This is a genomic window from Flavobacterium sp. 25HG05S-40, assembly GCF_052654735.1.
Genome location: NZ_CP199750.1, coordinates 2,372,649 through 2,387,999, shown reverse-complemented (window position 1 = coordinate 2,387,999; position 15,351 = coordinate 2,372,649). Strand labels below are relative to the sequence as shown.

At 37.6% G+C, this 15,351-nt stretch carries 9 protein-coding genes; 6 read left to right on the top strand and 3 right to left on the bottom strand.

The features are described from left to right. Positions 1 to 2: 2 nt before the first annotated feature. Positions 3 to 482 (bottom strand): hypothetical protein, encoded by a 480-nt coding sequence (locus tag ACULEU_RS10355; RefSeq protein WP_445452513.1) that lies wholly within the window; start codon positions 480 to 482, stop codon positions 3 to 5. A 307-nt stretch (positions 483 to 789) separates the two neighbouring features. Between ACULEU_RS10355 and ACULEU_RS10350 the strand changes: the two genes are divergently transcribed. Then, positions 790 to 3,720 (top strand): T9SS type B sorting domain-containing protein, encoded by a 2,931-nt coding sequence (locus ACULEU_RS10350; RefSeq protein ID WP_445452512.1) that lies wholly within the window; start codon positions 790 to 792, stop codon positions 3,718 to 3,720. Here the strand turns inward: ACULEU_RS10350 and ACULEU_RS10345 are convergent. Beyond that, positions 3,707 to 4,201 carry a DNA-deoxyinosine glycosylase gene (locus ACULEU_RS10345; protein WP_445452511.1) on the bottom strand — a complete coding sequence of 165 codons (495 nt, stop codon included), beginning with the start codon at positions 4,199 to 4,201 and terminating at the stop codon, positions 3,707 to 3,709. The genes ACULEU_RS10350 and ACULEU_RS10345 overlap by 14 nt on opposite strands. Positions 4,202 to 4,437: 236 nt before the next feature. On the opposite strand from ACULEU_RS10345, the gene ACULEU_RS10340 reads away from it, so the two are divergent. From ACULEU_RS10340 to ACULEU_RS10320, 5 genes are all read left to right on the top strand, one after another. Then, the gene (locus ACULEU_RS10340; RefSeq protein ID WP_445452510.1) at positions 4,438 to 4,848 is read left to right on the top strand and encodes a response regulator; all 411 of its coding nucleotides are present in this window, start codon (positions 4,438 to 4,440) and stop codon (positions 4,846 to 4,848) included. A 466-nt stretch (positions 4,849 to 5,314) separates the two neighbouring features. Then, a complete protein-coding gene (locus ACULEU_RS10335) occupies positions 5,315 to 7,003 on the top strand; it encodes a sensor histidine kinase (protein WP_445452509.1) in 1,689 nt (562 codons plus the stop codon). 38 nt (positions 7,004 to 7,041) lie between these two features. Beyond that, a complete protein-coding gene (locus ACULEU_RS10330) occupies positions 7,042 to 7,692 on the top strand; it encodes a response regulator (RefSeq protein WP_445452508.1) in 651 nt (216 codons plus the stop codon). 151 nt (positions 7,693 to 7,843) lie between these two features. Next, complete coding sequence (locus tag ACULEU_RS10325; protein ID WP_445452507.1) at positions 7,844 to 8,599, top strand: sensor histidine kinase; 756 nt, start codon at positions 7,844 to 7,846, stop codon at positions 8,597 to 8,599. Positions 8,600 to 8,628: 29 nt separating this feature from the next. Then, entirely contained in the window at positions 8,629 to 8,982 is a 354-nt protein-coding gene (locus ACULEU_RS10320; protein ID WP_445452506.1) for a YegP family protein, read from the top strand. Between the two features lie 676 nt (positions 8,983 to 9,658). On the opposite strand, the gene ACULEU_RS10315 is transcribed toward ACULEU_RS10320, so the two are convergent. Further along, entirely contained in the window at positions 9,659 to 15,103 is a 5,445-nt protein-coding gene (locus ACULEU_RS10315) for a YDG domain-containing protein (RefSeq protein ID WP_445452505.1), read from the bottom strand. Positions 15,104 to 15,351: the final 248 nt, after the last annotated feature.

Here is a 15,351-nt window from a genome sequence, read left to right as displayed (position 1 = left end):
TTTTATTCGGATTTTCTATTTTGATTTAGACGGATTTTTTTCAAGTAGCTCTCTCGATCGGTAGGTTTATCTTGGTCGATGTAAATTTCTGTAGGATTCACTTTTAAATGAGTTGGCAACGGAATTTTTGAAAAAACCTTATCCGAAGAACCAGCAATAATAAAAACAATCTTTTTGTTGTTTTCAAATAACAGTTTTCCATCGGAAGTAAGTTCTTTATAATTTCCAGAATCAATTATAATGGTATCACCATCAGAAGCAATTTTATAAACTTCTGTTATACTTATTTTCGGACTAGAAGCAGTAATGCCATCATTAGAATCAACGCCAATAGTAGTTGTGTAGATATCGCCTTTAGTACTTATATCATTGATGTAATAGGTTGTTGCTAAAGCTGTTTGTGCTGAAATAAATAAGAACCCCAACAATAGGTACAGTATTTTTTTATGCTTTGTTGGTTGAAAAAGTAACTTTTGATTCACGCTTAGGTGTTTTAAAAAAGAGGAAATCAAATGTAACTAATTGATTGTAATGGCCAAATAAAATGCTAATTATTTTGAATTATATTCAGCAATATTGATAAAAAAATTATTTTAAAATAGTATTTTAACAAATATGATATTGTAAATTAATTTAAGTAGGGACTTAGGTTTTTTTATACAAAGTAATTTTATTTCGTTACTAAAAAACTTTCTGATAATTTTATCCTACTAAATTTTTCTTGTAAGATTTTTTTATAGATTTACATCCCCTATAATAAAATAGGTAGCTTTCTTTAATTAATAATTTATGGGACAAACTACTATCTTAGATTTCAGGAAATATTTACCTATTGTTTTACTCATTCTATTAGTAATATTCTCCACAAAGATTTATTCTCAAAGTTCTTGTCCGAATTCCGATTTTGAATCAGGGACACTGGCTGGCTGGCGCGGGCAAGTTGGAAACTGTTGTCCGATATTTACTTCTCCATCCGGAATTGTTACAGGGCGACATACCATAATGAGTGGTACAGCAACGGATCCCAATACTTGTAATACTGTTACAGTTGTAGCTCCTGGTGGACTTTACTCTGCAAGAGTAGGGAACGATCAAGTGGGAGCTCAGGCTGAAACTCTTGCCTACAGTGTAGTAGTTACACCATCTTCCTCATTGTTTATATACAAATATGCTGTAGTACTCCAAGATCCTGGTCATGATCCCACAGAGCAACCCCGTTTTCAGGTCCGTGTTTTAGATTCAAGCGGAAATCTTATTGATCCTACTTGTGGTGTCTACACAGTTGTTGCTGCTCCCGGATTGGCTGGATTTCAATCTTGTCCGAATTCCAATGGAGATGTGGTGTATCGCGATTGGACTACTGTTGGGTTAGATTTGAGTGCTTATATGGGTCAGACAATAGTTATAGAATTTGAAACAGGAGATTGTTCTCCTGGGGCTCATTTCGGTTATGCGTATGTTGATGCTTATTGTTCTCCCTTGCAAATTGGGGCAACGTTTTGCTCAAGCTCCTTTGCCGCTGAACTTGTAGCTCCTATTGGATTTAGTAGCTATTTGTGGAGTAATGGCGCCACAACAAGATCGATTACAGTAACCAGTCCGGCAGCGGGTACAAATTATTCGTGTACACTAACATCGGTTACTGGATGTACTGTGGTTATTTCTACAGTGTTGCAATTAGAAAATCCCACGGCCGATTTTACGATGACTAATACTTGTTTTAACAATGCTGTTTTTCAAGATACCACTGTATTAAGTAATCCAACTTTGTTAGATGGTTATTTATGGGATTTTGGAGACGGAACAACTTCGACAGATCATAACCCAACACACTCATTTCCTGGGACGGGAACATACACCGTTAAATTTACCACATTTAACGCTTTTGGATGTACCACTACTGCCACTAAAACCATTACAGTTTATAGTGCACCAACAGCCAACATAGCCTACAGCGCTCTTAATTTTTGTACTTCGAATACTTCTTTAGAAGCGATAACACTTACCGGAACTGATAATTATACAGGAGGAACTTACAGTGTTGATGTTCCCGGATTAAGCTTTAATCCACTGAATGCAGAATTTACGCCAAGTACCAGCGTACCTGGTTCTTATATTGTGACTTACACTATTCCTACTTCTAATGGTTGTACTGTCCCTCCTGTAACTACTTCAGTAGCCATTTCTTTAGCACCACAAGCCACAATTACTTATAGTACACCCTCGTTTTGTAATTTGATAAACTTCCCACAATCGGTTAATTTAACGGGTGTCGGACTCTTTACGGGAGGTGTATACACAGCAACTCCTCCTGGATTGTCTATCGATGCTACAACAGGAGCTATAAGACCGAATTTAAGTTCAGGAGGTAATTATACGATTACTTACAGTGTTCCGCAAGGCGCTGCTTGTATTTCTATTGACGATACAACTACTGTTACTATAATTGAGGCTGCCACGGCTTCAATAAGTTATGCTACTCCATTTTGTAATTCATTGACAACTCCGCAAGTTGTTAACTTGACAGGAACAGGAATCATTGGTACGGGTTTCTATAGCTCTAATCCATCAGGTTTACAACTTAATACCGCCACTGGAGAGGTAGTGCCTTCGTTGTCTACACCCGGTAATTATACGGTTGATTACACTATTCCGGCTCTTGGTGGCTGCTCATCCTTTACCGTTAGTACAAACGTATCTATAACAGAATTACCCACTGCCACAATAAGTTATGCTGACCCTTATTGTTTATCAATTACAACCCCTGAAGCTGTTCTCTTGACAGGGACTGCGGCCTATGTAGGTGGAATTTATTCAGCTCCTGCTGGAGTTACCGTTAATAGTAATACAGGGTCTATCACTCCAAGTGCTAGCATTGCAGGAACTCACGAAATAGTATATGCTATACCGCATACTTTAGGGTGTACACCGCTACCAGTAAGTACTTTTGTAACATTGCTTCCTTTGCCAGAGCCAGTAGTGGTTAATCAGACAGTATGTGAAGACCCTCGTGGAGTTGTTTTCAGGCCAGCAGTATTGGATACTGGTTTGAGCGATACACAGTATAGTTGTCAATGGTTTTTAAATGGAACTCCGGTTGTTCCCAATGTTATAACCAATCAGTACACTACCACTTTGGCTGGAAATTATTCGGTGTTGGTTACGAACCTTGCAACAGGATGTATTTCGCCAGCTGCTGTAGCAACCATAAGCACTGCGGTAACAGTGGAAGATTTCATGACCTATGTGACTAATACTTTTGTAGAAAACAATACCCTTACGATTTTGGTTAGTGGTGGCACGGGTCCTTATCTTTTTAGTGTAGACGGTAGTCCTTTTCAGGCCTCTAATGTTTTTACCGAATTGGAGCCGGGAATCCATTCGGTGTCAATTACCGATGTGAATAATTGTACCGATGTAACCAAACCAGTTATGGTATTAGGCTATCCTAGTTATTTCACACCAAATGGTGATGGATTTAACGATTTTTGGAATATTTATTATTTTGATACCAAGCCCAATGCTAAGATTAGCATTTTTGATCGATACGGTAAAATGATCAAACAATTAAGTCCGCAAAGTCCTGGATGGGACGGTACTTACAACGGTAAAATGATGCCATCAACAGATTATTGGTTTTTAGTAGAATTTAAAGATTTTAACGAAAAAGGCGAACTGGTATGGCAAACTTTTAAAGCCCATTTCTCTATGATGCGTTAAGGTAGTTTCTGATTTTCTTCCATTCCTTTAGTTTTTGCTCGAAGCTCTTACTGGCGTTGGCCGGACTTGTTGAAGATAATGTCAAAAATTCATAAGACTGCTGTACTTTGACATGTTTTTTAAAAAAAAGTGCCGCTTTTTGACCATTAAATGCTATTAACTTTATATTTGGATGTTGTTTTAAAAAAGTTGTAAAATCGTTGGGCACTTCATTTATAATGGCACTGTCTAAACTTCCTTGACGTTCACAATGCTGCAAAACATCCCAAACGGCAATCTGATTTTCCAACAGCAATTCTTTTTTTATGGCATAGCTATCAGAAGGTGTTTTTTCTAATATCGTAGCTAGTAACTTCCAAAAGTGATTCCGAGGATGACCATAATATTCCTTCAATGCCAGCGACATTGCACCAGGCATAGTTCCCAATAAAAGCACTGTAGCTTTCGGATTGGATAAAGCTGGAAATGATTCGATTTTCATAGCTGTAAAATTACTGATTTCTTTTGTGCTAGTGAATTCCCAAAGTCGATTTACTTCCTTCCGTTCCAAAAGTGTAGGTAAAATTTCGGAGGTACTATATTTTGTATTAGCGTTATGTTTTATAATGTTTTATAATTGAAAAGAGTCCATAATCTTGTAAATACTACCAAAATTTATATAACATTTTCAATAACTCTTTTTCGGAATTTTATAGTCTCCAAATAAACAGAAACTACATGAAGCCCTTTACAATTTTTATTGCTGATGACGATGAGGACGACAGAGAAATCCTTAAATTTTTATTCAATCAAAATGAAAGTTTTGAAGTATTGCAATGCTTTGATTCGGGTATTGAGGTTGTAAAGGAAATTATGATTAAAAAAAACATTCCGGATTTATTACTAATCGATATGTACATGCCTATATTGACAGGAACGGAGGTTTTGAAGAAAATTTTAGAAAGTGGTTTAGCACCTAATATGCATCAATTTATAATCTCTACACAAATCAATTTTTTAGAGCAAAGTAAGTATCTTGATCACCCGATGGTTACGTTTCTAAAAAAGCCCACGTCATTAGTAGAAATTAATGATCTTCCGGGTATTATTTTGGAAAGTCTTCATGTTAAAAATAATACCAAAATTTAAGGGTCAGTAAAAACAATTTGCTTTCAATTTAATTTAATACCAATTGGTTACGTCATGTAGAATTTATTCTACAGAAAGAATTGCTTTGTACTACGCTGATTGTATTGCAAGAATGCTACATTTGCTAAGTATTTCTACCCAAATGGAGTAGTAAATACGGGAAGTGTTTTTAAAAACTCTTTTAGAAATCACGGAATGCAATTAAAAGAAATTACCCCAAATCTCTTGTAACATTTTAATGCCGCAATGTTAGTTCTGTTAATTCACTAAGTGAAGATGTTGACAAGGAGTGTTATATACTCGTGGACATCTGTTTCAAAAAGGAGTTGGTCATTTTATGTATAACCTAAGCTTCTATAAATTCTGGGGGATGTTTGTGATAATTGGGTGTAGTACTTAGACGAACAAAGCATTCAATAAGAACAATAGATTTAACAGAAAAAAAGCTTATCAAATTTCTTTTTATTTGAAAAAACTAAGATTTGAGCATAGAAAAGTAGTGCACTACACGTTGCTAGCTGCTATAATACTACTGCAACTTATTGCTATTGTCACTTGGTATAACGAAACAAAGCTTGCTGAAGCTTTTGACAAAATGGTAACAGCCGGTAAAGTCAATCGGGTCAATAGTTCTATGGTTAGAGCACAAGGTTATTTCAATACTTACATTACTGATAAAGACGAAGCAGCGTTACAAAATTATGCGACTGCCTTGAACGATGTCAGAGGCTTACTAGACAGCCTTCCAAATGCTAATGAAAATGAGGAAGATTCTAAAACGAATTTACTTCAAAAGAAGCAAAAACTACTAGCTGATATCACTGCTGTCAAAGCATCTATAGATTCTTTAATAGAAAGTCAGGTGAAGCACAGTAACTTTTCCAACAGCTTTCAGTTCAAAGAATTTGAAACCAAAAAGTTTTTAGACGATGTCAAAACCGACTCCTATGTTAAGGTAGATAGTGCTTCCCGTAAAGGGCTTTTCTCCCGATTGGGTGATGCCATTGCTAACCGAACTAATATTCAAAAAGAATATGTCAATACAGTGGTTACGATGCAGTATAAAGACAAAGTTACTACTGGTAATATTGACGAGCAATTGGCCCATGCAGTTGCTATTACAAACGATTATTATGCTAAAGAGTTTGCACAACTAAAGAAGTCTTTTTCAACCTTGAGGAGCAACGACTTGCGACTGATGCAGCTCAACAATCAATTATTGGGCCTAAGTCAAAATGTAACGAGCAAATACGCTCAAGGCAATGCCAACATATTACCTAATGGGCAGCATCAGTTGGAAAATCAATATAAAACAAACAAAGCCGTTCGAAGTTATTCGGTAATTATTCTTATCCTATTGATGTTTGTGGTTTCTGTAATATTATTCAATTTCACTCGAATTGCCTTCGAATATGAAAAGCAATTGACCTTAGCTCAGGAAAAAATCCGTCAAAGTTTAAATTTTAAAAATAGGATTACCGGAATGATTAGCCACGAAATTCGATCGCCTCTGAGCATTATTTCAATGTATAGTAAAAAGGCTAGCGCGACAGTAAAAGAACCCGAACTTCAAGAAACCTTTAAGTCGATAGCATTTACGACCAATTCGCTGCTATTGTTGTCTAATCAGATTTTGGAATATTCCAAACACGAACAACACGAGCTTACCTTACAATCTAAAAGCATCCATCTAAAAGCCGAAATTCATCAGATTTTAGATTCCATGCAATCATTGGTACAAACCAAAGGCAATACCTTGCGGATTACCTCCAATCTAAAAGAAGAGGAAATAGTGTATAGCGATACGGCTAAGATTCATCAATTATTCTACAATCTTATCGGAAATGCCAATAAGTTTACAGAAAAAGGGTATATTGACGTAGTAATTCATAATGAACCTTTATCGGATTACGAATCCAATCTAAAAGTAACAATTGCTGATAATGGCATAGGAATCGCAGAAAACGATTTGAAGAATATCTTTGAGTCGTACTATCAAGGTACAGTGTCTGAGAAAGTAAATGATCTTGGTGTTGGTTTGGGACTTAACATCTGTAAAGAAATCATCGAATTGTTTGATGGTGAAATTGCCGTCAAAAGTCAAGCAGGACAAGGGACGCAGGTAACTTTTAATTTGATATTACTACAGGAATAGCCGAAATGCCCCAATCGTTTTAATTTAGTTTAGTAAGCATGAAATTATTGAATAATTATACTTTTTTAATCGCTGACGACCATAGTGTGGTTCGGCAAGGAATCGCTTTAGTTGTGAAAGAGTTGTTTTCTAATGCTACCATAAAAACAGCAGGAAGCTTCAAAGAAACGCTTACCGCAGTAAAGGAAAATAAGTTTGATTTACTAATACTAGATATCAATTTTCCCGACGGTAACAGTATCAATATCATTCCAGAAGTTAAGAGTCTTCAGCCCGATTTGAAAATCCTAATCTTCACGGCTTACGATGAAGGTATTTATGCCATGCGGTATTTGAACGCCGGAGTTTCGGGCTATTTGAATAAAGGATGTTCCGAAGACGAAATCAAGCAGGCGATTAAAAGCATGATGTCGACAGGAAAATATGTTACACAAATCATTAAAGACCGTATTTTAGATTCTTATATCTCCAAAACACCTATCAATCCTTTAGAAAAACTTTCCATCCGTGAAGTTGAAGTCGCCCGACTGCTCATCAAAGGCTACGGAAACCTCGAGATATCTGATTTACTACAAATCAAGAAAACTACCGTGAGTACCTTTAAAAACAGAGTATTCGAAAAATTGGAGATTGATAATCTCGCAGCCTTGATCGAACTGTTTCAATTGTATTTTGAAGAAGGGAAGTGATCTAGCGTTGTAGCACTTTTTTTAGCCTTTTTTACCGACAGTTGATGTAGAAACAATTCTACAAAATCTTCTGTGATGTACTACAAGCTATTGGTTTTGTTGAATTTATATTTGCAGTAACATGATACTGTCAAATCATACAAACCATACGATGCTACTAAACAATAAACAAGCCTATAGCGCTTCTCCAAAAGACTGGGAAGTCGAATTAACAGACAAGATTGCTAGGAGCAGTGACCTTAATAATATGTTGCTCAATTTATTTTATACCTTTTCACACAACCTCAATACCTATACGGGGAATATTAAAATGTTGTTGGATATTATTGATGCCGAGGGAGATCCTATAGAAAACAGAATTAATTTGAATCATCTGCGCTCTGTATCCAATGATTTGAATAAAACGATAGCCGATTTGTCCCAAATAGTCTATGTTCAGAATAACTTGGATATAGCAAAAATGCCCCTAAACCTGAACGAATGCCTACGTAAAGTAAAGAACATCATCGATGGTTATTCGATAGATGACAAGCTACGGTTTATCAATACCGTTCCGGATAATGCCTTTGTCGTACACAATCCGGCGTATCTTGAAAGTATTTTGCTGAATTTCAGTACCAATGCGATCAAATATGCACACCCTGACCGTTTTCCTGTGATTGAGTTCAGCTTTGCTGTTGAGCAGGGCAAGAAAGTACTTTCTATCAAGGATAACGGCTTGGGTATTGATTTAAAAAAGCATGGTGATGCGCTATTCGGATTGAACCAAACCTTCCATCAACAGGAAAACTCCAGTGGATATGGTTTATACATTACCAAATACCAAATAGAAGCACTCCAAGGCAAAGTAAGTGTTGCCAGTGTGGTAGGCGAGGGTACTACTTTTAAAATTCATTTTAACGAATAAATACTTTAAACAGGATGGGCAAATTTGTAATGACCAAAAGACTTACTGGTGAATATCAGTTTAACTTAAAATCTAAAAATGGACTAGTAATCTTGACGAGTGAAGGATACACTAGCAAAGTCAACTGTGAGGCTGGCATCGAGTCGGTGAAACGTTTTTCGCAATACGACTCTCATTTTGAACGAAGAGTAAGCAAAGACCGGAAAATATATTTTAACCTATTGGCTTCTAACGGTCAGGTTATTGGTACGAGCCAAAGATATGGCAGTGACTTTGCTTGTGATAAGGGAATCGCCTCAGTAAGGCACAATGCCGCTGATAGTACTATTGAAGATAAGACACACAGCCGTTTGGCCATGCGGTATTCGCCCTCAAGTTTATGATAATCTATCCTATACTTTAACCAAGTTTGTTTGATTGCCCCAAAAAGTTTTCTAGGTAAGGTGCCAGAGAGATATAGTGTTATTTTGATTTAGGGTTCCATTTAATTGTATTGATTCTTCAGGCTATAGAGTACTTGAGACTGCTCTATAACTTACCTAGTGACTTTTGTTGTTTTCTACTAAGTAGTTGTTATAATCCTTATCGTAAGCAACTGTTTTGTACAGTATGTTTACATTTTGCGATAAAGTAAATATAAAGATAATCAAAAAAAAACGCCTTAATTAAAAAATTAAGGCGTTTTTGTATTGTGATTTTCAATGGTGATTGTTAGGACCAAAAAACATATTTTGGTGAGCTTAGGCTTCTTCTCTTGACAAACAGCATTGTCTTTCTTATACAAATATGGGTATTCCTTTTTACAAAAGCCTTATAAAATTTTAGACTAATGTTATAGAATTACCATATTTTAAAAATCATGGAAATATAAGTTTATACTATCTTCTCGTTTTATATGTTAAAAGAGGCATGATGATTTTCCTAGCGTTTAATCCTATCTCTTTTGATGTTAGGTAAAAGGTTTAAAATCTTTTCCTGTAGTTGTGTATTGGAGTTGCCTCAATAAAAAAAGACCCTCGAGTTATCGAAGGTCTTTCTTATTAGTATTTAAAGATAGCTTTATCTTTTCACCACTCGAACCGTTTGAATAGTATCCTCTTGTGCGACCACTACGTTGTAAACACCGCTTGGATATTGATTTCCTATGGTTGTTGATTCCATTTCCGAAACGCTAACGTCTCTTTGTTCAATTAGTCTACCTACCATATCGTACACTTTTACGCTTACTGATGATTGGCTACTTGTTTTCACATCCAACATAAAGTTGTTCGCAAATGGGTTTGGATACGCCGTAGCTGTAAATGGAGTCTGAATTAACGCTTTGCTTTCCGCAGCGGTAAAGACATCACAGGCAGTTGAATAGTCTCCAAACACACCGTTTAATTTGATAGCAACAGAGATGTTGTAGTTTTTACCCAATTGTGCGATAGCAAAATCACTCAATTTAAAGTTAGAATATACAATCTCTCTTTCTTCTGAAGTAACTACTGTCTCACCATCAATTTCTTCTAACAACACTTTGTAGTTAGGGAAACCTGGGTACGGTGTAATGTTCAATTGTTGCGTCAACGACGTTGGTGTTAACAATCCACATTGTGATGGAACCAAACTTGTTGTTGGGAAGAATGGTGTGGTCACTTTACAATCAGGTCCAAAAGCAGACCATTCTGTTGTAGCTCCGTTCAAGACGCTGTACTGTACTGAAATAGCATATTCTGTACTGTAAGCAATCGTGATACCTTGGAACGCTGTCAATGATGAGAAACGACTTGGTAATACCGCTGTCTGATAATACGTTGGCGTTGGGCCATTGTCTGAGAACAAACGGATACGGAATCTATATCCTGTAGCGTATGAAGCTGCTCTAGCTGCCATATTAGCATTCAAAGCGGATACTGTGCCACCACAAGAAGGTGAAGCCATACTCGTTACCGGAATAGAAGGTGTATTTACAACACACTCTGCACCATAACCTGAATCTACCGGTAAACCACTTACAGGGTCAGTAAACGTATACTGAACCGCTACTCTGTAGCTTGATCCGTATTGTAATGGGAAACCTGTAAAGGTATTTGCTCCTACAAAACGAGTCGCTGATGGTGAGAAACCATAAGTTGGTGATGGGTTAGAATCGTTCAAACGAATACGGAAGGTATATCCTGTAGCATTCAATCCAGGATTTGCGGTTAAGCTAGAAGCTAAAGTAGTTAAAGTAGCACCACAGCTTGAAGTACTTAACGTAATCACTGGAACTGCTGGAGAATTTACCGTAATCGTATTTCCTGCAAAAGGAACAATTTCCTCGTTAATCACTGCAGAAGCAGTAATGGTATAACTAGCGCCATGCGTATGAATAATTGCTGGAATCGTTACATAACGAGAAATCTGGATAATATCCGGAGCTGTTACGCCTGTTGTAGTATTAGTGATAGAGAAACGATATTTAATGTTTGTGAAACCACCAAAAGAATAAGCCACTGCCGGAACCGCTGTTGCCAACGATACCAATGTAGTGTTGTTATAAGAAGGGGTCATATTCACTGGAACCGCCGCACAACCTTGAGATAATACACCTGTACAGTTTTCTAAAATTCCATTCCAACAAACCTCTGGGGCTCCTGGGTAGATGTCATCATTAGCATCATTACAGTCATTTCCTCCTAGAACAGAAGTAGTGTAACCAGTTCCTGGAGAAGTACATGATGAAACCGCAGCTCCTGTAAAATATTGGTCTCCGTCAGCATCTAAATACCAAAGTGGCTGCGCTGTATTGGTTATGGTTGCAGGATTACTTACGTTAGAACAGCCATTAGAATCTGAATAAATATATGAATAAGTTGTGTCTGGTCCTGTATAAGGATTTGCAACTGTAAATACTCCTCCTGCAGGTGTTCCGACTAAGGCAATAGGAGTTCCTGAACAGCCACTTACATTAGAAGCTGTAACAACAGGTAATGGATTAACAATAGCCGTTACATAATCAAAAAGAAAACAAGTATCTGTAGTAATTTTATAAGTATAAACTGCTGCTACTGGATATTCTACAGCGTTGTATAAAACTTCATTAATGTTTCCTGATTGAGGTGTTGTTGTGGCTGGATTACTGATGCCAGGAGCGAAATCTCTAGTCCAAGTCATGGTAGCTCCCGAAAAATTTGTAGTAGGAATGAAGAAAACGGTATCTCCAGAACATATATTAATGGTGGCTGGATTAGACAATCCTGAATCTAAAGCTACTGCTAAATTTAATTTTAAATCATCTATTCTCCATGTAACCGTATTAGGAGCTGTGGCTGTACCATCATAGCCATATAAACGGAATACTACTGGTGCTGAAGAGGCAGTAGTAGCCGTAATAGCAGGAGTATGTAATGCCCAGTTGGTATTGTTTGCAAAAACTCCTGCAGCGGTATTGATATTAGTTGCATAATTATCCAGGCTTGAACGCAATGCATAACTCAATGGTCCTGTTCCTGTTCTTCTTGAACCAAAACTGATTCCGGTTAAGCTGACAGTATTACCATTGGTTGGTGTTACGGTAAACTCAAAATAGGTTGAAGTAGCGGTATTTAAAGCACCTGAAATAGCCGCTGCTCCTGCATTTCCATTACCAGAAAATCCTGGATACGTAGTGGAAGCACTTGTAGTAGACAACAAAGTTGCAGAACCTCCTAGATTATTGTTATTGCTTACATTAGATATCGTAAGTCCAGTTGTAGTGTTGCTAGCTGGAGCTGCTGTTAGTGAAGCTGCTGTTCCGAAATTCCAAGTTACAACACCGCTTGTCCCTCCAACACATGGAGAAGCAGTAATAGAAGCTGTCAATCCGCTTGGTTGCAGTAGGTTATAATTTGAAGCATCAGCTCCTGTAATAGTACTTGTAGAAGTAACTTCTTTGTCAGTGCCTACTAGAGCGTCAGCAAAAACTGCTGAAAGATTTAACGTAACCGCATCTGGTGTAATCACACCGTCTAAAGTTCCTGTCATGCTTGCTGTTGTTGTACCATCATATCCTTTATCAGCTACAGTAGCACCAGAAATACTTACATCTTTCTTCGCAATGTCTGCAGTCAAATTCAAAGCGCCCAATGTATAATTAGCCAAAGAAGATCCTGAAAGGCTAAATCCTGTAACAGAAACAGTTTTGTTGTTACCCGCAGCGGCTGTTAAAAAGTTGGCAGTAGGCGAACCCGCTAAACTAACATTCCCTTCATCACCAGGAAGTACACCTGATAAAGCGGGAGTTCCTGATAAAGTTGCTGCAGTAGTTCTGTCATATTCTTTATTATCAGCAGTTACATCGACAATACTGATAGTTCTCAAAGTAATATCAGCAGTAAGACCGCTTGGCTGCGTTAAAAAGTAGTTGGTAGACCCCGAAAAAGAATATCCTGAAACGGATACAGGCTTGTTAGTTCCTACAGAAGCAGTATCAAAAGTAGCTACTGGGCTTCCCCCTAAACTTACAGAAAAGGCATCTGCAAATTCTAATCCGTTCAAAGTAGCCACTCCTAAAATAGTAGCACTATCCGTAGTATCATATTCTTTGTTTTCGATAGAGATACCTGAAATGGTAAGCTCTTTTGGTGTAATATCAGCAGTTAAGATAGGCTGAGTTAAGAAGTAATTTCCAGCTTTGGTTCCAGTTAATGATAAGTTACCATTTACTGTTTTGTCTTCACCAACATTCGCATCTTCAAAGTTTCCTGTTCCAGTAAAACTTACATCATCAGCATTGATTACCCCAACCAAAGACCCTCCGGTAATTGTTGTTGTAGTATCAGCATTATATACTAAATCATTTGCTGTTGCTCCTGAAACCGTAAGTTCTTTTTGATTAACCGTTAAACTTTGATTCACAGAAGTTGCAGGGTTAAAGCTTGCGTTTCCTGCTTGAGAAGCCGTAATCGTTACCGTTCCTGCACCTAAAATAGTGATGGTACTTCCGCTAATTGTAGCTATACTTTCATCAGAACTACTATAAGAAACCGTCAAACCAGAATCAGAAGTCGCTGTTAAAGCAAATGGTGCCACTCCATAAGTTACAGGAGTTAATGCATTAAAAGTAATTGTTTGATCGGACAAACCCGAAGATATGATAGTACCTAATAAGCTTGGTTGTGTTAAGGTATAATTTGGAGCAGCAGCACCACTAATAGTATAGCCCGTAACTGTAACCGGTTTGTTTACTCCAACCGCTGACGTATCAAAGTTAGCCACTGGCGTTCCTCCTAAAATAACGTTAGCAAGGTCAATAGTTAGTACACCCACTAGTTCAGGAGTTCCTGACAACGTAGCAGTGGTATTATTGTCAAAAGTTTTCTCGACAACGTTTAATCCGCTAATAGTAAGCGCGATAGTGTTTACAGTGTTTGTAGTATTTGTAGCCACATTAACACTTAAAGCTCCATCGCTTGAAAGGACGATGTTACCCGTATAATTTCCGGCAGCGATTCCGGCAGCTAGTCGAAGGTAAATTGTAGTACTGCTAACCGTTCCGGTACCTCCAACATTTAAAGGAGAAGCATTGGTTCCGATAGTGGTCGAAAAATCAGAAGTAGTAGCCACTTCAAAACCAGCAGGTGGTGTAATTGTAATTCCCGTAGCAGCTGTTAATCCGGAAGCCGAAACACTAAAGTTTGTTGTTCCTGATGCAGTACCATAGGTAGTGCTTAAAGAGGCGGGAGTTCCAGTACTAGCAATTGAAATACCAGCAGGCGTTACCGAAGCCCAAGTAGTACCCACTCGGATTCCGTCAAAACGAGCTAAAGTGGCAGTACTGAATTGTCTAATAGCAATAGCGGCAAGACCAGTAGCATCTGTTCCTGTTGTAACAGTATTTAAGGTAGCAGCAGGTTCACTTGAACCTGGTACCGGATTCACAAAAAGCGATACACCGTCATTAGTAGCACCAGCGTTAAACGTATATTTTAAAACAATAAGATACGTGGTGTTGAGCGCGTAGGAGTAAGCTGTATTAACAGCAGTTTCAGTTCCTTTACTTACTCCGAAACGCACATTATTGGAAGCGTCTTTTTGAATATAGAATCGTCCAAAAAAATTAGCGGCCCCTGTTCCGGCACTTTGGCTGAAATGAAGGCAATAGTCCGTTGTGTTAACTGTAGTACCTGTACTGACCATAAAAGCACAATATACACTGCCTGAATTAGTTAGTGTAAAGGATTTGTTAATGTCTTCACCATTTCCTGAAGGTGAAGTGGCATTTCCAATACCCGATCCTGCATATCCTGTGTAGCTCAACCCAGGACTAGCTACTGTAATAGGGCTAGTCCCTGAACCGCTATGTGCTACCCATCCATTGGCAGTTAGATTTGTACCAAGTGTTCCTGAGAAATCATCAACGAGTAATGATTGTCCCCAACCAGCATTCCATCCCATCATCAAGAAGAGGATTAAAACGCCAAGCAGATTCCCTCTGCCTTTTTTCATCTCCTGCGTCATTGTCGTAGTGACCTCAGGAAGATTAACGTACTGTTTTACCATGATATTAATGTTTAAATTTGATTATTGACAGCAACAAAAATATAGATAAAAAAACTAAAAAATTCAAAATGATATTAACTAATTGTTAACCTAAATGACTTGTGCTTTTGGTCGTTTTTTTGTGTATTTAATCGATGGAATTACTGGTGGTTTCACAGTATTTCTTACAAATCGATAGGGCGATTCGGATTGCTAGAATTTTGGGAAGACCATGCTTAAAATTTTTTATATCATAATCTCACCCTATT

What these genes read in the sequence shown, in the direction of transcription:
- ACULEU_RS10345 (WP_445452511.1), bottom strand. Translation starts at nt 4,201, where the DNA reads ATGAAAATCGAATCATTTCCAGCTTTATCCAATCCGAAAGCTACAGTG.
- ACULEU_RS10325 (WP_445452507.1), top strand. Translation starts at nt 7,844, where the DNA reads ATGCTACTAAACAATAAACAAGCCTATAGCGCTTCTCCAAAAGACTGG.
- ACULEU_RS10350 (WP_445452512.1), top strand. Translation starts at nt 790, where the DNA reads ATGGGACAAACTACTATCTTAGATTTCAGGAAATATTTACCTATTGTT.
- ACULEU_RS10315 (WP_445452505.1), bottom strand. Translation starts at nt 15,103, where the DNA reads ATGGTAAAACAGTACGTTAATCTTCCTGAGGTCACTACGACAATGACG.
- ACULEU_RS10320 (WP_445452506.1), top strand. Translation starts at nt 8,629, where the DNA reads ATGACCAAAAGACTTACTGGTGAATATCAGTTTAACTTAAAATCTAAA.
- ACULEU_RS10330 (WP_445452508.1), top strand. Translation starts at nt 7,042, where the DNA reads ATGAAATTATTGAATAATTATACTTTTTTAATCGCTGACGACCATAGT.
- ACULEU_RS10340 (WP_445452510.1), top strand. Translation starts at nt 4,438, where the DNA reads ATGAAGCCCTTTACAATTTTTATTGCTGATGACGATGAGGACGACAGA.